This window comes from Nitrospirillum karajorum (genome assembly GCF_036348415.1).
In the GTDB taxonomy this organism is placed as follows: Bacteria; Pseudomonadota; Alphaproteobacteria; order Azospirillales; family Azospirillaceae; genus Nitrospirillum; species Nitrospirillum amazonense_B.
Genome location: NZ_JAZBQB010000002.1, coordinates 20,834 through 42,915 on the forward strand (window position 1 = coordinate 20,834; position 22,082 = coordinate 42,915).

The 22,082-nt window shown below is 67.3% G+C and carries 20 protein-coding genes; 10 read left to right on the plus strand and 10 right to left on the minus strand.

The window, feature by feature from the left end; all coding sequences use genetic code 11:
• Positions 1-103: 103 nt before the first annotated feature.
• The 4 genes from UCD39_RS07875 to UCD39_RS07890 form a co-directional block, all read right to left on the minus strand.
• Positions 104-2,899 (minus strand): TonB-dependent receptor, encoded by a 2,796-nt coding sequence (locus UCD39_RS07875; RefSeq protein WP_330495520.1) that lies wholly within the window; start codon positions 2,897-2,899, stop codon positions 104-106.
• Between the two features lie 219 nt (positions 2,900-3,118).
• A complete protein-coding gene (locus UCD39_RS07880; protein ID WP_330495521.1) occupies positions 3,119-4,114 on the minus strand; it encodes a FecR family protein in 996 nt (331 codons plus the stop codon).
• Positions 4,111-4,677 carry an RNA polymerase sigma factor gene (locus tag UCD39_RS07885; RefSeq protein WP_330495522.1) on the minus strand — a complete coding sequence of 189 codons (567 nt, stop codon included), beginning with the start codon at positions 4,675-4,677 and terminating at the stop codon, positions 4,111-4,113. The genes UCD39_RS07880 and UCD39_RS07885 overlap by 4 nt, the downstream gene beginning before the upstream one ends.
• A gap of 134 nt (positions 4,678-4,811) precedes the next feature.
• The gene (locus tag UCD39_RS07890; protein ID WP_330495523.1) at positions 4,812-5,306 is read right to left on the minus strand and encodes a DUF3299 domain-containing protein; all 495 of its coding nucleotides are present in this window, start codon (positions 5,304-5,306) and stop codon (positions 4,812-4,814) included.
• A 91-nt stretch (positions 5,307-5,397) separates the two neighbouring features.
• On the opposite strand from UCD39_RS07890, the gene UCD39_RS07895 reads away from it, so the two are divergent.
• Entirely contained in the window at positions 5,398-5,751 is a 354-nt protein-coding gene (locus UCD39_RS07895) for a hypothetical protein (protein ID WP_330495524.1), read from the plus strand.
• 3 nt (positions 5,752-5,754) lie between these two features.
• Here UCD39_RS07895 and UCD39_RS07900 read toward each other — a convergent pair whose 3' ends face one another.
• From UCD39_RS07900 to arsH, 6 genes are all read right to left on the minus strand, one after another.
• Positions 5,755-7,029: an ABC transporter permease gene (locus UCD39_RS07900; RefSeq protein ID WP_330495525.1), complete on the minus strand. Its 1,275-nt coding sequence runs from the start codon at positions 7,027-7,029 to the stop codon at positions 5,755-5,757.
• Positions 7,026-7,697: an ABC transporter ATP-binding protein gene (locus UCD39_RS07905; protein ID WP_330495526.1), complete on the minus strand. Its 672-nt coding sequence runs from the start codon at positions 7,695-7,697 to the stop codon at positions 7,026-7,028. The genes UCD39_RS07900 and UCD39_RS07905 overlap by 4 nt, the downstream gene beginning before the upstream one ends.
• Positions 7,698-7,801: 104 nt before the next feature.
• Positions 7,802-8,827, minus strand: coding sequence for an ACR3 family arsenite efflux transporter (gene arsB / locus UCD39_RS07910; protein ID WP_330495527.1), 1,026 nt, complete (start codon positions 8,825-8,827; stop codon positions 7,802-7,804).
• Positions 8,828-8,838: 11 nt separating this feature from the next.
• On the minus strand, positions 8,839-9,684 hold the full coding sequence (gene arsC, locus UCD39_RS28460; protein ID WP_442943598.1) for an arsenate reductase (glutaredoxin): 846 nt from the start codon (positions 9,682-9,684) through the stop codon (positions 8,839-8,841).
• Positions 9,681-10,043, minus strand: coding sequence for an ArsR/SmtB family transcription factor (locus UCD39_RS07925; RefSeq protein ID WP_330495528.1), 363 nt, complete (start codon positions 10,041-10,043; stop codon positions 9,681-9,683). Before UCD39_RS07925 ends, arsC begins: the two co-directional genes overlap by 4 nt.
• A 5-nt stretch (positions 10,044-10,048) precedes the next feature.
• Positions 10,049-10,792 carry an arsenical resistance protein ArsH gene (gene arsH / locus UCD39_RS07930; RefSeq protein WP_442943599.1) on the minus strand — a complete coding sequence of 248 codons (744 nt, stop codon included), beginning with the start codon at positions 10,790-10,792 and terminating at the stop codon, positions 10,049-10,051.
• Between the two features lie 128 nt (positions 10,793-10,920).
• Between arsH and UCD39_RS07935 the strand changes: the two genes are divergently transcribed.
• The 9 genes from UCD39_RS07935 to UCD39_RS07975 all read left to right on the plus strand — a co-directional run bounded on the left by UCD39_RS07935 (position 10,921) and on the right by UCD39_RS07975 (position 22,070).
• Positions 10,921-11,232, plus strand: coding sequence for a hypothetical protein (locus tag UCD39_RS07935; RefSeq protein WP_330495529.1), 312 nt, complete (start codon positions 10,921-10,923; stop codon positions 11,230-11,232).
• The gene (locus tag UCD39_RS07940; RefSeq protein ID WP_330495530.1) at positions 11,229-13,610 is read left to right on the plus strand and encodes a membrane-bound PQQ-dependent dehydrogenase, glucose/quinate/shikimate family; all 2,382 of its coding nucleotides are present in this window, start codon (positions 11,229-11,231) and stop codon (positions 13,608-13,610) included. Before UCD39_RS07935 ends, UCD39_RS07940 begins: the two co-directional genes overlap by 4 nt.
• A 90-nt stretch (positions 13,611-13,700) precedes the next feature.
• A complete protein-coding gene (locus tag UCD39_RS07945) occupies positions 13,701-17,051 on the plus strand; it encodes a chemotaxis protein CheB (RefSeq protein ID WP_330495531.1) in 3,351 nt (1,116 codons plus the stop codon).
• Positions 17,045-17,275, plus strand: a complete 231-nt coding sequence (locus tag UCD39_RS07950) for a hypothetical protein (protein ID WP_330495532.1) — start codon at positions 17,045-17,047, stop codon at positions 17,273-17,275. Before UCD39_RS07945 ends, UCD39_RS07950 begins: the two co-directional genes overlap by 7 nt.
• On the plus strand, positions 17,259-17,657 hold the full coding sequence (locus tag UCD39_RS07955; RefSeq protein ID WP_330495533.1) for a response regulator: 399 nt from the start codon (positions 17,259-17,261) through the stop codon (positions 17,655-17,657). Before UCD39_RS07950 ends, UCD39_RS07955 begins: the two co-directional genes overlap by 17 nt.
• Positions 17,658-17,875: 218 nt before the next feature.
• Complete coding sequence (locus tag UCD39_RS07960) at positions 17,876-19,045, plus strand: zinc-dependent alcohol dehydrogenase (RefSeq protein ID WP_330495534.1); 1,170 nt, start codon at positions 17,876-17,878, stop codon at positions 19,043-19,045.
• A 39-nt stretch (positions 19,046-19,084) separates the two neighbouring features.
• The gene (locus UCD39_RS07965) at positions 19,085-19,891 is read left to right on the plus strand and encodes an SDR family NAD(P)-dependent oxidoreductase (protein ID WP_330495535.1); all 807 of its coding nucleotides are present in this window, start codon (positions 19,085-19,087) and stop codon (positions 19,889-19,891) included.
• A gap of 80 nt (positions 19,892-19,971) precedes the next feature.
• On the plus strand, positions 19,972-20,511 hold the full coding sequence (locus UCD39_RS07970) for a sigma-70 family RNA polymerase sigma factor (RefSeq protein ID WP_330495536.1): 540 nt from the start codon (positions 19,972-19,974) through the stop codon (positions 20,509-20,511).
• A gap of 263 nt (positions 20,512-20,774) precedes the next feature.
• Positions 20,775-22,070 carry an MFS transporter gene (locus tag UCD39_RS07975; RefSeq protein ID WP_330495537.1) on the plus strand — a complete coding sequence of 432 codons (1,296 nt, stop codon included), beginning with the start codon at positions 20,775-20,777 and terminating at the stop codon, positions 22,068-22,070.
• Positions 22,071-22,082 lie beyond the last annotated feature (12 nt).

Here is a 22,082-nt window from a genome sequence, read left to right on the forward strand (position 1 = left end):
GCGTGCGCACTCCCATGACAAGGCATTTTAAAAAGAAAGGCGGGCGGCGGGCCCTGAGCTGATCCGCCGCCCGCCCAGGGAGGAGGGGAGGAAGGAAGCGGGGTCAGAACTTCGCGGTCAGGGACACCATGGCGTTGGGGCCGACGATGCCACGGCCATAGAAATAGCCGTTCACGATCTGCTGGGTGAAGCCCTGGCGGGGGTTGCCCTCCGTCAGGCCCAACTCATCCGTCACGTTGTCGACGCTGACGTTCAGCGTCATGGCGGGCGTGAGATTGTAGATGGCGCCGATGCTCACGATGCCATAGCCGGGCAGTTCCACCTGGTTGCCGTTGTCGGCGAAGATGCGGCCGACATACTTGTAGCGCAGGTAAATCTGGCCCCTGTTGTCCGGCAGGTCGTATTCCGGCGTGATGGCGTACAGGATCTTGGGCGTGCGGCCTGGAACCTTGCCATTGTAGAAGGCGGCCACCTGCGGCGCGATGTTGGTGCCGTTGACGTCGGTGAATCCCACCTTGACGTTGCTGAACGCCGGGTCCTGGTAGGTCGCCTGCGCGTGGATGGCGAAGGCGCTCAGCGGCTCATACTGCGGGCGATAGAACAAGTCGACGTCGACGCCATTGGTCTGGGAGTCGGCGAAGAAGGCCTGGTTCAGGTTGGGATTGTCGGGATTGACGCCGCCGCCCCAGGTCTGGTTGTTGAACTCCGTCCGGAAGCCCCGGATGGTGCCGGTCAGTCCGTAATCGGAATAGGTGACGCCGCCTTCATACAGGGTCAGCGCCGTCGCCTGCGGGTTGGTTCCCTGGGTCTGGTAGGCGTGGGCGTAGCGGGCATAGACCGACAGGTTCTGGGCGACGGTGTAGTTGACGCCGGCGGTGACATGCACCGGCGATTCATGGCCGGAGGTATAGCTGTAGGTGCCGTTGAAGGCACTGGGATTCACCTGCGCCAGGCCGCCCACCCCGGCCGGGATGGGCAGGGCGGAGCTGTTGCCCGCCACCGCGTCGGTATCCTCACGCTCATACCGCACGCCGAAGTCGACATGCAGGTCCTGGTTCCAGGTGAACTCGTTGTTCACATAGACCGACTTGGAGGTCTGGTGGGTGGCGCTGATGCCCTGGCCCCAGTTGCCGTAGGAGATCAGGCCGTTGTTGCCCAGGGTCCCCAGTACGGCGCCGGCGTTGTTCATGGCCACGACGTCGTAGATGTTGGACTGGTTCGTCACGTCGTTGATGAGCGTCGACACGCCGGACTGGTCGGTGTTGATGTCGGTGGCGTAGATCATGCCGCCCACTGTCAGGCTGTTTGCCCAGCCGTCGCCCGAGGTTTCCCACTTTGCGCCGAAGTCGCTGCCCCAGTCGCGCAGCTTCACCAACTGCCGGTTCAGCACGGTCTGCTGCAGCAGGCCGTTGCCATTCAGGCCGTTCAGCGCGGCGGTGTTGGACGCCGGGGTGACCTGGCCGTTGGTCAGGTTGCGGATGCCGAACTGGGTCGTGCCGGGGAAAGCCGCCAGGCCCTGCTGCAGCAGGCTGTAGATGGGGGAGGCGCTGGTGGGCGTCAGGTAGGTGAGGGCCGAGGCCAGGCCGCCGTTGCCCGTGCCGCTGCCGGCGAACACGCCATTGAAGTCCCAGTCCGTCTCGGTATAGCGCCCCCGGGCGAAGAGGGAGATGCCGTGGTCGAACTCCCGCTCCCCATCCACGCGGAACTGGTGGCCGGTGGCGTGGATGCCGTCCTGCATGCTGAAATTGCGGAAGCACTGGCCGTGGGCGTAGCAGGAATCCGGCACGCTGATGTTGGCGAAGCCCTTGCCGATGATGTTGCCGAACTGGCTGTCCAGGCCCGGCACGCTGGAAATGGTGCCGTTGTTGTAGGCGTAGGGCTGGTCGGCGTAGTAGGGGTCGTGCTCGTCCCAATCCTTGACGGTGAAGCGGATCCAGCCGTCCTCGAACTTGTGCTCCAACTGGCCCTTGATGTGATACGTCTCGTACCGGAAGGGCGAGTTGCGCACACCCGGCGTGCTATCGTAATAGCCAGACAGGGCGAACGCGGTGTCCTTCAACCCAGGGATGGGCGACGAGAACCACAGGTCGCCGCGCCGGTCGCCATAGGTGGTGCCGGTGATGCGGGCGATGCCGCCGGCCTCGTCGAAGTTCAGCTTGCGCGAGATGAAGTTGATGGAGGCGCCGGCGGCGTTGGGCGTCAGGATGCCGGAGCTGCCGCCCTGCAACGCCTCGACCCGGTCGATCGAGAGGTCGTTCTGGAACACCTCGTCATCGTTCAGGCCGCCATAGATGGCGGGCATGCCGTCCTCGATCAGGCGCACGAACTGCTGGCTGCCGCCCGGCAGGCCGCGCACCGAGTAATTGTTGGACACCGGACCGGCCGTGCCCTCGACGAAGATGCCGGGGATCATTTCCAGCACGTCCACCGTGCTGCGCGGCGCCTTCTGGGCCAGGTCGGCCTCGTTCACCGTGGTGATGGCGACCGAGGCGTTCAGCAGGTTGCGCTTGGATCGGGTGCCCGTGACGATGATTTCCTGAAGGTCGGGTGCGCCGCCCAGGGCGGCAGCGTCATCGGTGCCGGTGGTGGTTGGGGTGGCCTGGGCGACTTGGGCCTGGGCGGCACCGCCCTCGGCGGCCGTATGGCGCAGGGCGGGGGTCAGGGTGGCGGCGCGGTCGGTCTTGCGGCTGACGACCACGGCGCCCGACGAATCCCGGTGCACCGTCAGGCCGGTGTTGGCCAGGATGCTGTCCAGCGCCTGCTCGGCCGACAGGCGGCCCTGCGCCCCTTTGGTGCTGATTCCGGCCACATCGTCAGCCTTGTAGATCAACTGCGATCCGGTCTGGCGGATATAGCTTTCCAGCGCCGCGCGCAGGTCCCCGGCGGGGATATCGATCACGGTTTGGGTCGCGGTTTCGGCGGCGGAGGCCAAAGTGATCGCTGGGGTTGCATTAGTCTTCGCGGCATGCTCAGCGGCGTGAGTCAGCGCCGGCCAACAAACCGTGGACATGAGTGCTGCGGAAAGGGTGCGACGGATAGTCGGATTTGGCACGATTCTCCCCTATTTCTCGGTTGTTGTATTGAGCTTTGACGAAGGGCCGTGCCAAATCCCCTATGCTCAATTTGAAATTCTTATTTCCCGGCCGTCGTCGATGACCTTGAGGCCGAAACCGCTGTGCAGAAGGCGGGCGAAGGCGTCGACATTGGTGGCCTCGAAGCTGCCGCCGATGCGGATGTCGCCCATGGGGCCCTCAGCCGGCACCACCAGCTGCTTGCGGTTATATCGGTTGAATTCCGCCGCCACCTCGCGCAGCGGCCGGTCGGTGAACACCAGCGTCCCGTGCCGCCAACCCAGCGCCTCCCGGATTTGTTCCTCGCTGCGGCTGGATTTACGGATGGCCTTGGGTTGGGCCACCGCCGCCATGGACTGTGTCACCAGGGTCGGGGGCACGTCGTTGGGATGCGCCATGTCCTCCACCAGCACCGCCCCTTCGGCCACCACCACCTCCAGCTTGTCGCCATCGCGGCGGACGGAGAATTTGGTGCCGACATCGACGATGCGCAGATCGCCACTGATGACGACGAAGGGGTGCTTGTCGTCATGCACCACCTCGAAGAAAGCCTCGCCCTTGTCCAGCCGCACCTCACGGGCCGTCTGGTCGACCGAGGCGCGCAGCCGGGTGTTGGTGTTCAGCTCGATCTGCGAGCCGTCCTGCAAATGGGCGGTGTAGCGGTCGCCCACGCCCGTGCTGAATTTCTGGCCGGCGGTAAAGGGCCAGTCCCACTCATCCACCAGCGGCAGCACGAGCAGCAGCACCGCGGCCGCCGCGGCTGTCATGGTGGCCCATCGGGCGGCCCGTCGGGGGGGCCAGCGGCGCCACGGCGCCGACGGGGCGTCGGCGCGCGGCAGCGGCAGGGGGGTGGCCTGCCCGGGGGGCCGCAGATGATCCGCCCGCCTCCAGGCGGCCTCCAGCCTCAGAAAGGTCACGCGGTGACGGGTGGAGGTGGCCAGCCAGGCCTCGAACCCGGCCTTGGCCGCCGCGTCCAGCGGTCCGGCGTCCTGGCGGGCCAGCCAGCGCGATGCCTGTTCCTCGATGGGGTCGTGCTCGATCATGACCGCCCCGCTTTCCGGGCCCGGCCCAGGCGGCGGGCGATTGGTTCGGGGGCGATGTCCGCCATGGCGTCGGCGATCAGGCGGACACCCTTCGCCACCTGCTGCTCCACCGTGCTTTCGCTGATGCCCATGCGCCGGGCGACGTCGCGTTGCGGCAGGCCATGCACCTTGCGCAGCAGCGTCACCTCCCGGCAGCGTGGGGGCAAGCGGTTGATCGCCGCCTGCAAAAGCCGCACGGCCTCGCGCCCCACGGCGTTGCGCTCGGGATCGGGCACGGTGTCGGCCACGTCCAGATCCTCAAGGTCGATCACCGTTTCGATCGACACCACCTGGGCGCGGCGGGCGCGGTCGATCAGCAGGTTGCGGGCCGTCATGAACAGGAAGGGCTTGGTCATCTCAGGGATCGCCACGGTCGCCGCCTCGTAGACACGGGTGTAGATCTCTTGCCGCAGGTCGGGGATCTCGTTGGCCTCCCGCCACTTGCGGCGCAGATAACCGGTCAGCGCCGCCTCCAGGGGCAGGACTTCCTCCACGAACCATAGATCCACCGCGCTCCTGTTCACCGCCCGTCGTTCCTCCCTTGGTTTTCACGCCTGGCCGGCGCCTTATTGAACGGCGCCTTATCCAGGTATGACGAACGGGCCCGAAAAATCCAGGATGGGCAAACGCAAAAAAGTGGCGGGTGACGGCGGGGAAATCAGCCGCTGGGCTGCTGGTGGGCGCCATCCAGATGATAATACAGGCAATTCTCATCGTCCGGCGTCAGCCGCACGGTGCCGATCAGGACCACCAGGTCATAGGTGAAGGTGACAGGCTCGGTCGTGCGCACCTCCACCACGTCGGCCGCGCCGGGTGGCGGGCAGAAGGGGCAACTGGGGGCCAGGGCGCTCAGCAGGAAGTGGGTCGAGTGTTCCGTCTGGTCCAGCGGGATGATGTATCCGCCCAGCGTCAGGCTTTGCCCCGCCATATGCTGCACCGAGGGGCCGAAGACGGCGCGCAGCCGCGTGCCGTTCTTCACCTTCACCTCGACCTCCTTCACGTCGGCGATCTTGTCCCAGCCCAGGGTGGCGCGCGGAATGTCCTGGACCTTGGGCGCCGTCCCCTTTTCCAGGCGCAGGGCCAGGGCGGGGGCCGGAGTGAAGGCGGGCAGGGCCAGGGCCAGCAGCAGGGCAGGCAAGCGGGGCAGCGGCATGGGGATTTCCAAGAATGGTCGCCGTGAACAAGTTATGATATAACATATCACAATTTGGCGGTTTCGATAGGCGATGGAAAGGTGGGGCGCTATGACGCGCAAGGGAATGCTGTGGACGATGCTGGTTGCCGCCTGCCTCGCCAGCGGGTCGGGGGCGGCCCGGGATGCCGATCCGGCGCCATCACCCACCGCATCCTTACCCCCTCCGCCCGTACCGGCACCGGCCGGCACTCCGCAAGGGGGCGCATCGCCAGCGGCGACCCCATCGGCGCCTTCATCGGCGGAAGATGTGGAGATGGCCGCCGCCGCCGTCCGCAACATGCGGGAGGAAAAGTGGCGGGAGGCCGCACGCGCCTATCAGGACAGCCTAGGCCCCGACGCCCCACGCGGTTCCGCCGGCCTGTGCTGCCACCCCACGCCTTATGGTACGCAGTGGTGTCATTAGCTTTCAACCCCGCGCCAGCGTCCGGGCCACGTCGGTGCGATAGGCTTGGATGGCCGGCAGGGCCGCCGCCACCGCCGCGACGGCGATGCCCAGGCCCAGCAGGCCCAGGTCGGCCGGCACAACGGTGAAGGGGCTGAGGCCGAAGTCCCGCGCCTTGGGGGACAACAGGGCGAACAGGGCGATGCCGCCATGGGCCAGGACCAGGCCGGCCACGGTCCCGGTACCGCTGACCAGCAGCGCCTCCATCCCAATCTGGATGAGGATGCGGGCCCGGCTGGCGCCCAGGCTGCGCATGACGGCCAGATCATAGCGCCGCTGCTGCAGGGCGTTGGTCAGTGCGACGAAGGTGCCCAGCGCCGATGTCACCACCAGCAGCACGCCCACGGCGCGGAAGGCGTCCAGCCCGGCACCCAGCAACGACATCAGCCGCACCAGTTCCACGGCGGGGCTGGCCGCCTGGGCCCCGGTTTCGCTGTTGATCGCGCGGGGCAGCCGGGCGGCGGCGAGGGGCGAGGCATAGCGCACCAGGATGGCGGTCACCTCGCGCGGGGGCTGCGCGCCGGCCTCGGCGGAATGGGGTGCATCATGGTCCGCGTCATGATCGTCGTCATCACCATCATCGTGATGATGGTGATGGTCATGTACTGCCCAGACGCTTTCCACCGGCGTCAGCACCAGACGGTCCACAACGGTGCCGGTGGGGGCCAGGATGCCGACCACGGTGTAAGGGGTGTGGGCATGCACCTCCCCGCCGGGGGTCAGGCCGTGGCTGCCGGCGAAGCTGTCGCCCACATGCAGGTTGGCGGCGCGTGCCACGGTGGCGCCCACGGCCGCCTCCATGGCGGTGGCGAACATGCGCCCCTGCGCCAGGGCCGCCTGGTAATGGGCGGGATAATCCGCTGTGGTCCCGACGATGCGGAAACCATGATAGCTGTCGCCCATGGCCACCGGGATGGCCTGCTTGACCAGCGGGTTGCGCCGCAAATCGTCCAGGGTGGACAGGGGAACGTTCCCCGTGGGCACGTCCGCCTGGTAGACGCTGGACAGGATCAACTGCAACGGACTGCCCTTGGCGCCCACCACAAGGTCGATGCCGGCAACGTCGCGGGTCAGCCGCCCCTGCATCTGATTGTCGATCAGCGCCAGCCCGGCGATGGCGGCCACGCCCAGGGCCAGCAGCAACAGATTCAGGCCCGTGGCCAGGCGGTTCTGGCGTAAATAGGCCAGGCTGAGCCCGAACGGGCCCAGGCCGCCGCCGATGACGGTGCGGCCACTCATGCCACCACCTCCAGAACGGACGCCGCCAGGGTCAGGCGGGCGGGCAGGCGGGCCTTCAATCGGGCATCGTGGGTGGCGATCAGCAGGGTCGCCCCGTTCTCCGCCGCCTGTTCCAGCATCAGGTCCAGCAGGCGCTGGCAATTGCCGTCGTCCAGCGCGCTGGTCGGCTCATCCGCCAGCAGCAGGGCCGGGCGGTTGACGACGGCGCGGGCGATGGCCAGCCGCTGGCGTTCACCCTGGGAAAGCTGTTGGGGACGTGCCTCCGCCCGGCCGGCCAGGCCGATGCGCGCCAGCAGATGGGCGACGCGGTCGTCATCCAGCGGATAACCCGCCAGCCGTTGCGCCAGGCGCAGATTATCGGCCAGGGTCAAGGCGTTCACCAGGTGCAACTGCTGGAACACCAGGCCGACGCAGGCGCCGCGCACCGTGTCGCGCACGCCTTCGCTCAGGCTGGTCATGTCCTGGCCGGCCACCATCACCTGTCCGCTGGTGGGGGACAGCAGCCCCGCGATGATCTGCAGCAACGTGGTCTTGCCGCTGCCGCTGGGCCCCAGAAGCAGGCCGTGCTCCCCGTCTTCAACCCGCCAATCCGGCAGGTCCAGCACGAGGCGGCCGGCCACCCGGTGACGCAGGGCGCGCAGATGAATCAAGGGGGAGGGCGGGGACATGGGGCACCGAAATACGTTATGTTATAACATAACTAGATACCGATGCCGTTTCGGCCCGTCCATGCCTTTTTCGCCGCAGGCCCGTTGGGGACACCGAGCGCTTTTTAAAGGGACTGCCGTTCGTACCAGGGCCGGGACGCCTTCACCAGGCGCACCACCGACAGCATCACCGGCACCTCCACCAGCACACCCACCACGGTGGCCAGGGTGGCCCCGGAATTGAGGCCGAACAGGCTGATGGCGGCGGCCACGGCCAGCTCGAAGAAGTTGCTGGCGCCGATCAGGGCCGCCGGGGCCGCCACGCACCAAGCCACGCCGAACCGGCGGCTCAGCAGATAGGCCAGGCCGGCGTTCAGGTAGACCTGGATGAGGATGGGCACGGCCAGCAGGGCGATCACCATAGGCTGGGCCAAGATTTGCTCCCCTTGGAAACCGAACAGCAGCACCAGGGTGGTCAGCAGCGCCACCAGGGACAGGGGCTGCAGGACGGACAGGGCGCGCTTCAGCCGCGCCTCGCCGCCCGCCAGCAGGGCGCTGCGCCAACTTTGCGCCACCACCACCGGCACGACGATGTAGAGGGCAACGGACAGCGCCAGGGTGGCCCAGGGCACGGTGATGGAGGCCACGCCCAGCAGCAGGCCCACCAGCGGCGCGAAGGCGAACACCATGATCACGTCGTTCAGCGCCACCTGGCTCAGGGTGTAGTGCGGTTCGCCTTCACAAAGGTTGGACCAGACGAACACCATGGCCGTGCAGGGGGCGGACGCCAGCAGGATGAGGCCGGCGATGTAGGACGGGCCCTGGCCGGCCGGCAGCAGGCCGGCGAACAGGGTGCCGATGAACAGCGTGCCCAGCAGCGCCATGGAGAAGGGCTTGACCGCCCAATTGATGAACAGGGTCACGGCCACGCCCCGCCAATGCTCCTTCACTTGCGCCAGGGCGCCGAAGTCGATCTTCAGCAGCATGGGGATGATCATCAGCCAGATCAGCCCGGCCACCGGCAGGTTGACCTTGGCCACCTCGGCCGACGCCACGGTGCTGAATACGCCCGGCAGCAGGTGGCCCAGGGCGATGCCGGTGACGATGCACAGCGCCACCCAAAGGCTGAGGTACCGTTCGAAGCGGGACATGGCGGCAGTCCTCAGACGGTGATGGTCCGCGACAGCAGCGTCGCGGTGGAGGGGCACAGACCCTGGGCCTGGGGCGTGGCCAGGACGGAGGCCGGTGCCTGGTCGCGGGGGACGGGCTTGAACCCGACCTTCTCGAAGAAGCCGCTGGCGGAGGAGGTCAACAGCCAAGCCCGCTGGTGACCGTCCTCCCAGGCGCGGCGGAGCAGCAGGGCCACCAGGCTGCGGCCGATGCCCTTGCCCTGCGCCACCGCCGGCACCACTACGGAGCGGACCAGGATGTCGGCACCCAACGGCACGTAGCCGCCATAGCCCGCGGGTGTGCCGCCCAAGGTCCGGTAGGCGAAGAAGCGACCGTCGCCATCCTCCAGGTCCGCCACCGGCAGGCCGGCGGCCGTCAGCGCCGCCACCAGGCCGGGGTCGGAGGCCGGGACCGGCTCATCCTTCAGGAAGGGCGTCCTGTCCTCCTTATCGAAGTTCGCGGGATCACTGTTCATGGGGGGCAGTTCGGGCATCAGGTCCAGGACGATGTCCGATGGCCGGCAGAGCTTTACGCCCCGGGGCGTCACCACGATGGGCCGGTTGATCAGGATGGGGTGGGCCATCATGAAATCCAGCAACTCGTCGTCGGTCCATTTCGGATCGTCCAGGCCAAGCTCCGCATAGGGCGTGCCCTTGCGGCGCAGCACTTGGCGGACGGGCAGCCCCATGCGCCGGATCAGGTCGGCCAGCACGGCTCGACTGGGTGGGGCCTTCAGATACTCCACCACCTCGGGTTCCGTCCGCGCCCGCTCCAGCAGGGCCAGGACATTGCGCGACGTGCCGCAGGCGGGGTTGTGGTAGATCGTGACGCGGCTCATGACGCCCCCTGAATGATGGCCGGCTTTGGGCAGCAGGTGACCGTCTCGGCAATGTCGGTGCAGCACAGCTCCGGCACACCGCCGCAGCAATCCTGCATCAGAAAGTCCAGCAGGCGACGGGTGCCCTCATAGTCGGTGGCGTAGAAGATTTGCCGCTGCACCCGCCAGGCGCGCAGCAGGCCGGCCCGCTCCAGAATGCCCAAATGATGCGACAGGGTGGAGGCCGGCACGCCGACGCGGGCGGCGATGTCCCCGGCATTCAGCCCGTTCGGCCCTGCCTGCACCAACAGGCGGAACACCCCCAGGCGGGTTTCCTGCGCCAGGGCGGCGAAGGCGTCGATGGCGGCGGTCGTTTCCATGACGGTCAGGCCTTGGCCGTCGGCGGCGTCTCGTGGCTCATGGCGATGGCGCCCAAATCGGGCTGTGGCGCCTTGGCCGCGGCCTCCTTGCGCTCACTGTAGCGGTCGACCATGTAGTCAGCGCGGTCGCGCACCAGCAGGGTGAACTTCACCAGTTCCTCCATCACGTCCACCACGCGGTCGTAGTACGCGGACGGCTTCATGCGGCCATCGTCGTCGAACTCCTGATAGGCCTTGGCCACCGACGACTGGTTGGGAATGGTCACCATGCGCATCCACCGCCCCAGCACCCGCAGGGCGTTGACGGCGTTGAAGGATTGGCTGCCGCCGCAGACCTGCATCACCGCCAGGGTGCGGCCCTGGGTGGGGCGAACGCTGCCCGTTTCCAGGGGCAGCCAGTCGATCTGGCTCTTGAACACGCCGGTGATGGTTCCGTGCCGCTCGGGGGAGCACCAGACCTGCCCCTCGGACCAGATCGACAGGTCGCGCAACTCCGCCACCTTGGGATGGTTGGGGGGAACGCTGTCCGGCAGGGGTAGGCCGGCGGGATCGAAAATGCGGGTTTCACAGCCGAACCGTTGCAGCAGGCGCGCGGCCTCCTGCGTCAGGAAGCGGCTGTAGGACCGCTCCCGCAGCGAGCCATAGAGCAGCAGGATGCGCGGCGGATGGCTGGAGATCCGCTTGGGCGTCAGCTTGTCCAGGTCCGGGAGATCGAACCGGTCGGCGTCGATGTTGGGTAGGTCGTTCATGATTCCCATCATAATTCGATATCTCTAGAAATGTCAAATTAATGGGTTCGGAACCTTCCCTCGGCCCAAGCCTTTCAATGCCCGACGCGGGGGCGCTTCGCCCCCACCAGCCGTCCCGGTGATCACCCATGGATTATGTCGCCCTGTTCTTCGCCGGTGCCTTCCTGTGCAACGGTATTCCCCACTTGGTGGCGGGCTTGCACGGCCGCCCCTTTCCCACGCCGTTCGCCAAGCCGCCGGCGGTTGGGGACAGTCCACCCCTGGTCAACTTCCTCTGGGGGTTCGCCAATTTCGTCATCGGCCTGGCCCTATGGTCGCTGCACCCGGTGACGGCGGTGCTGACGCCGGACTTCGGGGTGGCGGCGCTGGGCGCGCTGGGGACCGGCGTGTGGCTGACGCTCCATTTTGCCAAGGTGGCGGCTGGGAAGCCCTCGTTATGAGCCCGACTTGGGACAGGCGGCTGTTCTTGGCGACGGCCGTGGTGGTGGCGCTGTTCGGCATCTACCTCGTGTTGGGCGGCGGCTGGCTCATCGCCCTGGGGGGCAGTCCCTATTACCTCGCGGCCGGTATCGCCCTGGTGGTCGTCGCCCTGCTGCTGTGGCGCCGGCGGGCGGCGGCGCTGTGGCTTTACGCGGCGGTGGTGTTGGCCACCATGGCCTGGGCGGTGTGGGAGGTGGGGTTTGATTTCTGGGCGCTGGCGCCCCGGGGCGATGTCCTGGTTCCCCTGGGCGCGTGGCTCATGCTGCCCTTCATCACCCGCACCCTGGCGCCGGTAGGCGAGAGGCAGTTAGTAGGCAGGGGGCCGCTGCTGGCCCTGGGTGTCGTGCTGGCGCTGGCCCTGGGGGTCGTCGGCGTTTCCCTGGCCCGCGATCGCCATGCCATCCAGGGCAGGGTGGCGCCGATGGGGCTGGAGCCCCCGGCCGTGGACCAGGCCGCCGACGACTGGACGGCCTATGGCGGCAGCGGCCGGGGTGACCGGTACTCCGAGTTGGCGCAGATCACCCCGCGCACTGTGGGGCGCCTGAAGCTCGCCTGGCAGTTCCGCACCGGCGACCTGCCAGGTCCCGATGATCCCGCCGAAATCACGACGGAGGTGACGCCCCTGAAGGTCGGGGACTTGCTCTACACCTGCTCCCCGCACCAGATCGTTTTCGCGCTGGAGGCCGCGACGGGCAAGCTGCGCTGGAAATTCGATCCCCAGGTGCGGCGTGACCCCAGTTTCCAGCATATGACCTGCCGCGGGGTCGCCTTCCACCGCACCCGGCCCGATGCCACGGCGGCTGACGGAACGCCGGCGCCGGCGGAATGCCCCACCCGCATCTATCTGCCCACGGACGATGGCCGCCTGTTCGCCCTGGATGGCCAGACCGGGCAGCCGTGCGAGGGCTTCGGCGACCATGGCCAGATCGACCTGAAGCGGGGCAGCGAGGTCAAGCAGGTCGGCTTCTACCAGGGCACCTCACCGCCGGCGGTGACGGACAAGGTGCTGATCATGGGCGGCGCCGTTATCGACAACTACTCGGGCAAGGTGCCCTCCGGCGTCATCCGCGGCTTCGATGTCTACAGTGGCCGCCTGCTGTGGGCCTTCGACGCCGGTAACCCAGACCCGAATGAGATGCCGTCGCCCACCCATCATTTCACCGCCGGGTCGCCCAATTCCTGGGCGGTATCGGCGGTGGATGAGGCGCTGGGGCTGGTCTACGTGCCCCTGGGGTCGGCGTCGCCCGACATCTGGGGCGGTAACCGGACGCCGGCGCAGGAACGGTACGACAGCGCCCTGGTGGCGCTGGATATCGCCACGGGTAAGCTGCGCTGGTCTTATCAGAACGTGCATCATGACGTCTGGGACATGGATGTGCCCGCCCAGCCCAGCCTGGCCGACATCGCCACGCGCGACGGCCCTGTGCCGGTCCTCTATGTCCCGGCCAAGACGGGCAACATCTTCGTGCTGGACCGGCGCGATGGCCATCCCATCGTCCCGGCGCCCGAGGTGCCGGTGCCCCAGGGCCCCGCGCCGGGTGACCGATTGGCGCCGACGCAGCCCGCCTCGCAACTCAGCTTCCGACCCCGGCAGTGGCTGTCTGGTGCCCAGATGTGGGGCGGCACGATGTTCGACCAGTTGGCCTGCCGCATCCTGTTCAAGCGGCTGCGGTACGAGGGGCCGTTCACGCCGCCCTCGGTTCAAGGCACGCTGGTCTTTCCCGGCGACCTCGGCATGTTCGAATGGGGTGGCTTGGCCGTGGACGGCCAGCGTCAGGTGGCCATCGCCAACCCCATGTCGCTGCCCTTCGTCTCCCGCCTGATCCCGCGCGGGCACGACAATCCGGCGGCACCCAACGGCCAGCATCCGCCGGGGACGGAGTTGGGGGTGCAGCCCATGTACGGCACGCCCTTCGGCGCCAGCCTGGGGGTGTTCCTCTCTCCCTTGGGCATCCCCTGCCTGCAACCGCCCTGGGGTGAACTGGCGGCCATAGACCTGCGCACCAACCGGGTGGTGTGGCGCCACCGCGTCGGCACCATCCGTGACATGGCCCCCCTGCCGATTCCATTGGAATTGGGCGTGCCCATGCTGGGTGGCCCGCTGGTGACGGCGGGGGGCGTGGTGTTCCTGACCTCCACCATGGACTATGCCATCCGGGCCTACGACGTCACCGATGGGCGCTTGCTGTGGCAGGACAGGCTGCCCGCCGGCGGGCAGTCCACGCCCATGTCCTATGAACAAGGGGGGCGGCAATACATCGTTACGGTGGACGGCGGCCACGGCTCCTTCGGCACCAAGATAGGCGACTACGTCCGGGCTTACACATTGGCTGATTGAGCGCCGGCCTTGGGCATAGGCCCTTTTTCGTCCTTGCGCCGGGCGCCCTGGACTGCGCTTTTCAAGGATGGAGGACGGGGCTGCGGGATCGTGGGCGGCACCCATGGTTTCAATGACTTACGCCGAACCGCCCTGCCGCGCGCGGAATTGGGTGACGGGCGTGTGGAGGGGCATGTGGAGTTGGAAACCGATCCGCCCATCGTCGGTATCGGGGCGTCGGCGGGTGGGGTGAAGGCGCTGCAGGCCTTTTTCGAGGCGCTGCCCGATGAGCCCAACGCCGCCTTCGTCGTGGTCATCCACCTGAACCCGGAACGGCGCAGCGAACTGGCCACCATCCTGGCCACCCGCACCCGCATGCCGGTGTCGCAGGTGTCTGACCAGGTCCACCTGCGCAACAATCATGTCTATGTCATCGCCCCCGACAGCGCGCTGAACATCGCCGACCACATGATCTCGGCCTTGCCGTTCGATGAGCCGCGGGCCAAGCGCGCGCCCATCGACCTGTTCTTCCGCTCCCTGGCCGCGCAGCACAGCGACGGTTTCGCCCTCATCCTGACCGGGGCGGGCGCCGATGGCGCCGCCGGCGTGCGGGCCATCAAGGAGGTGGGCGGCATCGTCCTGGTGCAGGACCCGGACGAGGCGGAGTTCGCGTCCATGCCGCGCAACGCCATCGCCACCGACGCCGCCGACTTCGTGCTGCCGGTGCGCGACCTGGCCCGCCAACTGGCGGACCTGTTGCGCAAGCGGCGGGACGGCGTGCCCCTGTCGCCCCCCGAGGACGACGACGATGTCATGCGCCGCATCCTGGCCCATGTCCGTGTGCGCCTGGGCCATGATTTCAGCCAGTACAAGCGCGCCACCATCGCCCGCCGGGTGACGCGGCGCATGCAGGTGACACAGCATGACACCCTGGCCGACTATTACACCCACCTTCGGGAACACGCGAACGAGGTGCATGCCCTGTTCGCCGACTTCCTGATCTCCGTCACCACCTTTTTCCGCGACAAGCGGGCGTTCGAACAGTTGGAAACCCTGGTCATCCCCCAGCTGTTCGAGGGTAAGGAGGCGGCCCACAGCATCCGCATCTGGGTGCCGGCCTGCGCCACCGGGGAGGAGGCCTACTCCATCGCCATGCTGCTGTTGGAGGAGGCGGCGCGGCGCGACGTCCGGCCCGAGATCCAGGTGTTCGGATCGGACCTGGACGCCGACGCCCTGGCCGTCGCCCGCGAAGGCTGCTTTCCCGTCGCCATCGACCAGGACATCGCGGAGGAGCGCCTGCGCCGCTTTTTCCAGCGGGAGGGGGAGCATTACCGCGTGCGCCGGGAACTGCGCGACGTCGTCATGTTCGCCAGCCACAGCGTCCTGCGCGACCCGCCCTTCGCCCGCGTCGACCTGGTGTCCTGCCGCAACCTGCTGATCTATCTGGACCGCGAACTGCAGCATCAGGTTTGCACCACCTTCCATTACGCCTTGAACCCCGGCGGTTTCCTGTTCCTGGGCGCGTCGGAAAGCGCGGACAATCCGCCCGGTCTGTTCCGCGCCATCGACCGGGACGCGCGCATCTACCGCATGATGCCCAACACGGGGGAGAGACGGACGGCCTTGCCCATCATGCCCAGCACCCACCAGGCCGCCCCTAGCCGGGGCACCCCGGCCCATCGTTCCGCCGGGGCTGGGGGGGCGGTGGCGCTGCACCGGCAAATGCTGGAACGGGTGGCTCCGCCCAGCATGCTGGTGGATGAAACCCACCGGGCCATCCATTTGTCCGAAACCGCCGGCCGCTTCCTTCAGCCGTCCGGCGGTCCGGTCACCACGGTGGCCACCGACATGGTGCGGCCCGAATTGCGTTTCGATCTGGAGGCGGCCCTGCATCGCGCCTTCGATCGCGGGGAAACCACGCTCAGCCGCCCCCTGGCGGTGCGCTTCGATGGCCATCCCCAGCGTGTCTATGTGCAGGTGAAGCCGGTGCTGGAGGAAGGGGATCCCGGCCGCTACGCCTTGGTGCTGTTCATCGAGGGCGAGGCGGTGCGGGCCAACGGTGACGCCGGCGCGGATGACGATCTGGCACGGGAGCCGAACGACGAAACCGTTCGCCGCCTGCAGGAAGAATTGCAGATGGCCCAGAGCCGCCTGCGGGCGACGCGCGAGGAGGCGGAGGCCACGAACGAGGAGCTGCGCGCGGCCAACGAGGAACTGCAATCCATCAACGAGGAATACCGCTCCACCTCCGAAGAGTTGGAAACCAGCAAGGAGGAGCTGCAATCCACCAATGAGGAACTGCAGACCGTCAACAATGAGCTGAAGCAGAAGCTGGCCAGCGTGTCCCGGGCGCACAGCGACCTGCAGAACCTGATGGCGGCGGCGGATTTCGGCACCCTGTTCCTGGACCCGGCGCTGCGCATCAAGCGGTTCACGCCGCGCGTGACCGAGCTGTTCAACATCACCGCCACCGACGCCGGCCGCCCCATCACCGACTTCACCCACCAGCTGGACTATGACCAGCTGGCCGACCACGCCCATGCCGTCCTGCGCGAACTGACCTTGCTGGAGCATGAGGTGAAGAGCCGGGGGGGCGATTGGTACCTTGTCCGCATCCGCCCCTATCGCACGGTGGATGACAGGATCGACGGCGTGGTGGTCACCTTTGTCGACATCACCGAGAGGCGGCGGGTGGAGGGCGCGCTGCGGGACAGCGACGCGCGGCTGAAGCAGGAAATGCGCCTGGTGGAATTCTCCCGCGCGCCCATCTTCGTCTGGGAATATGACCACGGCATCGTCCAGTGGAACCGGGGCAGCGAGGAACTCTACGGCTATACCCGGGAGGAGGCGAAGGGGCGGGACGTGGCTGACCTGCTGCGCTCAACGCCGGTTGAGGGAAGCTTCGACATCGTTCGGCGGGCGCTGTCCGAAAAGGGCGCCTGGAGCGGCGAACTGCGGCATACCACCAAGGACGGCCGGGTGCTGACCGTGGAAAGCCAGATCGAGATGATCGAGGTTGGCGGGCGGCGGCTGGTGCTGGAAAGCACCCGCGACGTCACCGACCAGAAGAAGTGGGAACAACGCCGCCAACTGTTGCTGGGCGAACTGCGCCATCGGGTGGGCAACACGCTGGCGGTCGTGCAGTCCCTGGCCCGCCAGACCTTGCGTACCGCCGGGTCGAACGAGCGCTTCGTGGACCTGTTCGAGGGGCGCCTGACCGCGCTGGCCCGCGCGCACGCCCTGCTGGTGGACTGCCAGTGGGAGGGGGCGGAACTGATGGCCTTGGCCCGCATCCAGCTTGCCGCCTACATCAGTGCCGATCCGCAACGCCTGCGCCTGGAGGGGGGAACGTCCTGCTGCCGCCCCATCTGGCGACCCCCTTTGGCCTGGTGCTGCACGAACTGGCGACCAACGCCGCCAAGTACGGCGCGTTTTCCGTGGCCGGCGGACGGGTTGTGCTGAGCTGGGCCCGGGAAGACCGCGAGGGCGCGCCGCTGCTGACGGTGACGTGGCAGGAGTTCGATGGCCCGCCTGTCGTCCCACCGGAACATCATGGCTTTGGCGGTGTTCTTATTGAACGGGGTCTGCCCGGCGCGGTGGTATCACGGCGTTTCGAGCCCGGCGGCCTCATTTGCACCATGGACATCGACTTGGAGGAGGAGGGGCGGGATGGCGACGACGACTGATCCGGAATTGCCGCTGGCCGGCACACGCATCCTGGTCGCCGATGACGAGGTCATGATCGCCCTCAACCTGGAAGAGACGTTCCGCGAGGCCGGTGCCGAAATTCTCAGCGCCGCCACGGTGCCGCAGGCGCTGGTCGCGGCCCGGGATCCCGGCTTGACCGCCGCCATCCTGGATGTCCGGTTGGGCCGGGACACCTCGGAACCCGTGGCTGACGTCCTGTCACAGCGCGGGATTCCCTTCTTTTTCTACAGCGGGCAGATGTTGTCGCCTGGGATGCAGGCCAAGTACCCCCACGTCCCGGTCTTGACCAAGCCGGTACGGCAGGACGCTTTCATGTCGTGCATGGTCACGCTGGTTGGCCGGGAACGGGCGCTGGCCTGAGGTTTCAGCCAATAAATTTCAGAGGCGCCGCCTGGCTGGGGGAACCCGGCCCTTCCTCAGGGATTTATGGCGCATTCGGAACCACCGCCACCCTGCGCCCCATTCCCATCCGGGATGTGGGTCCCATTTTTCACCCCGGGCCGGGCCCGCTGGGCGGGAATGGGTGCTGACCATCGGGGAAGGGACGTTCCGAGCCACCCACCATGGAAGGGATTCCCATGAAAGCGCTGACCTGGCACGGCAAGGGGGACGTCCGGTGCGAGCACGTTCCCGATCCGACGATCGAGCATGCCCGGGACTGCGTCATCAAGGTGACGGCCTGCGCCATCTGCGGTTCGGACGTCCATCTTTACGACGGCATCATCCCCTCCATGGAAAGCGGGGATGTGCTGGGCCACGAGACCATGGGCGAGGTCGTCGCCGTGGGTAGCGGCGTGGGCAACCTGAAGGTTGGCGACCGGGTGGTCGTGCCCTTCACCATCTCTTGCGGGGAATGCTTTTTCTGTAAGCGCGGCTACTACTCCGCCTGCGAACGCTCCAACCCCGACAGGTCGAAGGCCACCAAGCTGTGGGGCAATTCCCCCGCGGGGCTGTTCGGCTATTCGCATCTGCTGGGCGGCTACAGCGGCGGCCAGGCGGAATATCTCCGCGTCCCTTATGCGGATGTCGGCCCCATCAAGGTGCCCAGCGGCCTGACCGACGAGCAGGCGCTGTTCCTGTCCGACATCTTCCCCACCGGCTACATGGCCGCCGACTTCTGCAACATCCAGCCGGGCGACACCATCGCCATCTGGGGGTGCGGGCCGGTGGGCCAAATGGCCATCCGCAGCGCCTACCTGCTGGGGGCGGAGCGGGTGATCGCCATCGATCACGTGCCCGAGCGGCTGGCCCTGGCCCGGCAGGGCGGGGCGGTGACCCTGGATTTCAAGGAAGAGGACATTTACGACCGCATCATGGACCTGACCCAGGGCCGTGGGGCGGACGCCTGCATCGATGCCGTGGGCACCGAGCCGGATATCGGCAGCGGCTTCGACGCCGTGATCGACCGGGTCAAGGTCGCCACCTTCATGGGCACCGACCGTCCCCATGTGTTGCGCCAGGCCATCATGTGCTGCCGCAATTTCGGCGTCGTGTCGATCGTTGGCGTCTATGGCGGCTTCCTGGACAAGATCCCCATGGGCTCCGCCATCAACCGGGGGCTGACCTTCCGCATGGCCCAGACACCGGTCCAGCGTTACCTGCCCCACCTGCTGCGCCGGATCGAGGAGGGGGACATCGACCCGTCCTTCGTCATCACCCACCGCGCGTCGCTGGAGGAGGGGCCGGATCTCTACAAGACGTTCCGCGACAAGAAGGACGGCTGCATCAAGGTCGTGTTGCGGCCCTGAGGCAGGCAGTCCCAACCCCTATCGTGAAGGAGTAACGCCATGGCTGCTTCCCGCGCGCCCGTGCGCCTGCTGGCCGTCGTCACCGGCGCATCCACCGGCATCGGCTACGAATTGGCCAAGCTGTGCGCCCAGAACGGCTTCGACCTGGTGATCGCGGCCGATGAACCGGAAATCCATATCGCCGCTGAAACCTTTCGCGCCATGGGCGTGCATGTTGACGCGGTGGAAGTGGACCTTGCCACCATGGAGGGCGTGGATACCCTCTACACCATCATCCAGGCGACCGGCCGCCCGGTCGACATCCTGTTCGCCAATGCCGGACGCGGCCTGGGCAAGGGCTTCCTGGACCAGGAGTTCGCCAAGGCCAAACGGGTGATCGACACCAACGTGACCGGCACCGTCTCCCTCATCCACAAGGTGGGCCGGGACATGCGCCTGGTGAACGCCGGCCGCATCCTCATCACCGGTTCCATCGCCGGCTTCATTCCCGGCAGCTACCAGGCCGTTTACAATGCCAGCAAGGCGTTCCTGGACAATTTCGCCTTCGCTCTGCGCAATGAGCTGAAGGACACAGGCGTCACCGTATCTTGTCTCATGCCCGGCCCGACCCAGACGGAGTTCTTCCGGCGCGCCGAATTGCTGGACACCGACATCGGCACCACCCAGAAGGACGATCCGGCCAAGGTCGCCCGCGACGGCTTCGACGCCGTCATGAGCGGGGAGGCCGATGTCGTCAGCGGCTGGAAGAACAAGCTGCAGGCGACGCTGGCCAACATCACCCCCAACGAGATGTTGGCGGAGCAGCACCGCGGCATGGCCGCACCCGGCACGGCGCGCAAACATTGAGGGCGTTCGGTAGCCAGACATTCCCAATAAACAGGATGTGGAGTTCCCAGTATTTTCCGCAATGTGGGAGAGTTCTCAGAATGAGTGTGGAGCCCTACCTTGGTTTTCACGGCGATGTCTTGGAATTGTTGCCCAGCCTGCGCGCCTTCGCCAAATCGCTGGCTCGCAATGACGCGGACACGGAGGATCTGGTTCAGGAAACGGTGGTGCGGGCGTGGGCGCACGCGGATCAGTTCCGCCCCGGCAGTTGCCTACGCGCCTGGCTTTTCACCATCCTGCGCAATCACTTCTACGCCATGGTGAAGCAGCGCCGGCGGGAACAGGGCGACCCCGACGGCGCTTATTGCGCCCAGGTGGCGGTGGAGCCCCGCCAGGAATGGCGGATACGAGGACGGGAGGTGGCGGCGGCGCTGGCCCGTTTGCCCATCGAGCAGCGGCTGGCGCTGTTGCTGGTAGGCGCTGGCGGCGCCAGTTATGAGGAGGCAGCCGACCGGTGCGGCTGCGCCGTGGGCACGGTCAAGAGCCGGGTGAACCGTGCGCGCAGCCGCCTCATGAAGCTGAACGATCCCATGCCAGCAAGCATCTTCAAGCGGCCGGCGCCCACGGCATTCGTCGCTTGAACTCTCTCCTCCGCATGACGAACGCCCGGTTGCCGAGGACGGCTGTTGCGGCAAACGGATCTTATGGTGCGTTGCCGGGCAATTTATGGAATCGCACCCTTGCTCGTGCTATCCCCCGGGAGGGGTAGGCGACGCTCCCAGCTATGGTTTAGGTTTGGCGCGCCTTACCCTTGCCTGGAGGCTGGGGCCGGTGCCTCGCCGCGCTTGATAGATCGCACCCATGCCGGTATGGGCTGGCACATGGCGCAGAGGAAGGACGGACGGTGCGAACGGTTGCCAACTCGCGGGAAGGCCGTCCCCTTTCGGGGCCCAGGCTGGTCACCGCGCTGGTCCTGGGCAACGCCCTGGAATTCTATGACTTCAGCACCTATGCCTTCATCACCGTCAGCATCGGCCGGGTCTTCTTCCCGGCTGGGGAGCCTTGGACGGCGCTATTGCTGGCCACCGCGGTATTTGGCGTTGGCTTCCTGGCCCGACCCATCGGCGCCATCATCATCGGGTTCTACGCCGACCGCCGGGGACGGCGCCCGGCCTTGACCCTGACCATTGGCTTGATGGCGGTGGGCCTGTTGATCCTGGCCCTGACGCCCGGTTATGCCAGCATCGGCATGGCAGGTCCCACGCTGATTGTGCTGGCCCGTCTGATCCAGGGCTTCGCGTTGGGGGGCGAGGTTGGGGCGTCGACCGCCCTGTTGTTGGAACTGGCCCCGGCGGGGCGCCGCAGCCTTTATACGGCCTGGCAACTGGCGAGCCAAGGTGGCGCCACCTTGGCGGCCGGGCTGCTGGGCCTGGGGCTGACCCTTTGCCTGCCGCAGGCCGCCATGGAACAGTGGGGCTGGCGTCTGCTGCTGCTGCCGGGGCTGGCCATCCTGCCCGCCGGCCTGTATTTGCGCCGGTGCCTGCCGGCGGATGCCCGGCCGGCGGCCGGCACGGCCAGCCTGGTCCGAGACCTGGCCCGCCAGCGGCGGACCCTGCTGGTCGCTGTCCCGGTGCTGTTGTGCGGCACGGTCACCACCTTCACCACCAACTACATGACAACTTATGCGCTGACCATCCTGCGGATGCCGCCGGCGGCGTCCATCGCCGTTACCGCCATGGTGGGCGGCTGTGTCCTGGTCTTCGCCCTTGCGGGTGGCTGGCTGGCGGACCGGGTGGGCCGGCGCCCGGTCATGCTGCTGCCTCGCCTGGCCTTGGCCTTGCTGGCCTATCCCTGTTTCGCGCTGATGCTGGAACGGCCCGGTGCCGCGGCGATGCTCGCGGCCTCGGGCTTGCTGGCCGCGCTGGGCGCCGTCAGCGGCGCCGCCAGCCTGACCGCCATAACCGAACTGCTGCCCAGCCCCGTGCGGGCGGGCGGCTTGGCCATGGTTTATGGCTTGACCATTTCCTTGTTCGGCGGAACGACGCAGTTCATCATCACTTGGCTGACGCAATACACCGGCGACCCCATTTCCCCCGCCTATTACCTCATCATCACCAGCTTGATCGGCCTGATCGCCATGGTCGCCCTGCCTGAGACCCGCCCGGAGCCGTCAGCGGCGCCATGCACTGTGACGCTGTGAAGCCTCGCTTCG

Bases quoted from the DNA above. Each gene is read 5' to 3' on its own strand.
- UCD39_RS07905 (WP_330495526.1), bottom strand. From the start codon at position 7,697: ATGTCCCCGCCCTCCCCCTTGATTCATCTGCGCGCCCTGCGTCACCGG.
- UCD39_RS07970 (WP_330495536.1), top strand. From the start codon at position 19,972: ATGAGTGTGGAGCCCTACCTTGGTTTTCACGGCGATGTCTTGGAATTG.
- arsC (WP_442943598.1), bottom strand. From the start codon at position 9,684: ATGAGCCGCGTCACGATCTACCACAACCCCGCCTGCGGCACGTCGCGC.
- arsH (WP_442943599.1), bottom strand. From the start codon at position 10,792: ATGAACGACCTACCCAACATCGACGCCGACCGGTTCGATCTCCCGGAC.
- arsB (WP_330495527.1), bottom strand. From the start codon at position 8,827: ATGTCCCGCTTCGAACGGTACCTCAGCCTTTGGGTGGCGCTGTGCATC.
- UCD39_RS07880 (WP_330495521.1), bottom strand. From the start codon at position 4,114: ATGATCGAGCACGACCCCATCGAGGAACAGGCATCGCGCTGGCTGGCC.
- UCD39_RS07895 (WP_330495524.1), top strand. From the start codon at position 5,398: ATGACGCGCAAGGGAATGCTGTGGACGATGCTGGTTGCCGCCTGCCTC.
- UCD39_RS07925 (WP_330495528.1), bottom strand. From the start codon at position 10,043: ATGGAAACGACCGCCGCCATCGACGCCTTCGCCGCCCTGGCGCAGGAA.
- UCD39_RS07955 (WP_330495533.1), top strand. From the start codon at position 17,259: ATGGCGACGACGACTGATCCGGAATTGCCGCTGGCCGGCACACGCATC.
- UCD39_RS07940 (WP_330495530.1), top strand. From the start codon at position 11,229: ATGAGCCCGACTTGGGACAGGCGGCTGTTCTTGGCGACGGCCGTGGTG.
- UCD39_RS07935 (WP_330495529.1), top strand. From the start codon at position 10,921: ATGGATTATGTCGCCCTGTTCTTCGCCGGTGCCTTCCTGTGCAACGGT.
- UCD39_RS07960 (WP_330495534.1), top strand. From the start codon at position 17,876: ATGAAAGCGCTGACCTGGCACGGCAAGGGGGACGTCCGGTGCGAGCAC.
- UCD39_RS07900 (WP_330495525.1), bottom strand. From the start codon at position 7,029: ATGAGTGGCCGCACCGTCATCGGCGGCGGCCTGGGCCCGTTCGGGCTC.
- UCD39_RS07965 (WP_330495535.1), top strand. From the start codon at position 19,085: ATGGCTGCTTCCCGCGCGCCCGTGCGCCTGCTGGCCGTCGTCACCGGC.
- UCD39_RS07890 (WP_330495523.1), bottom strand. From the start codon at position 5,306: ATGCCGCTGCCCCGCTTGCCTGCCCTGCTGCTGGCCCTGGCCCTGCCC.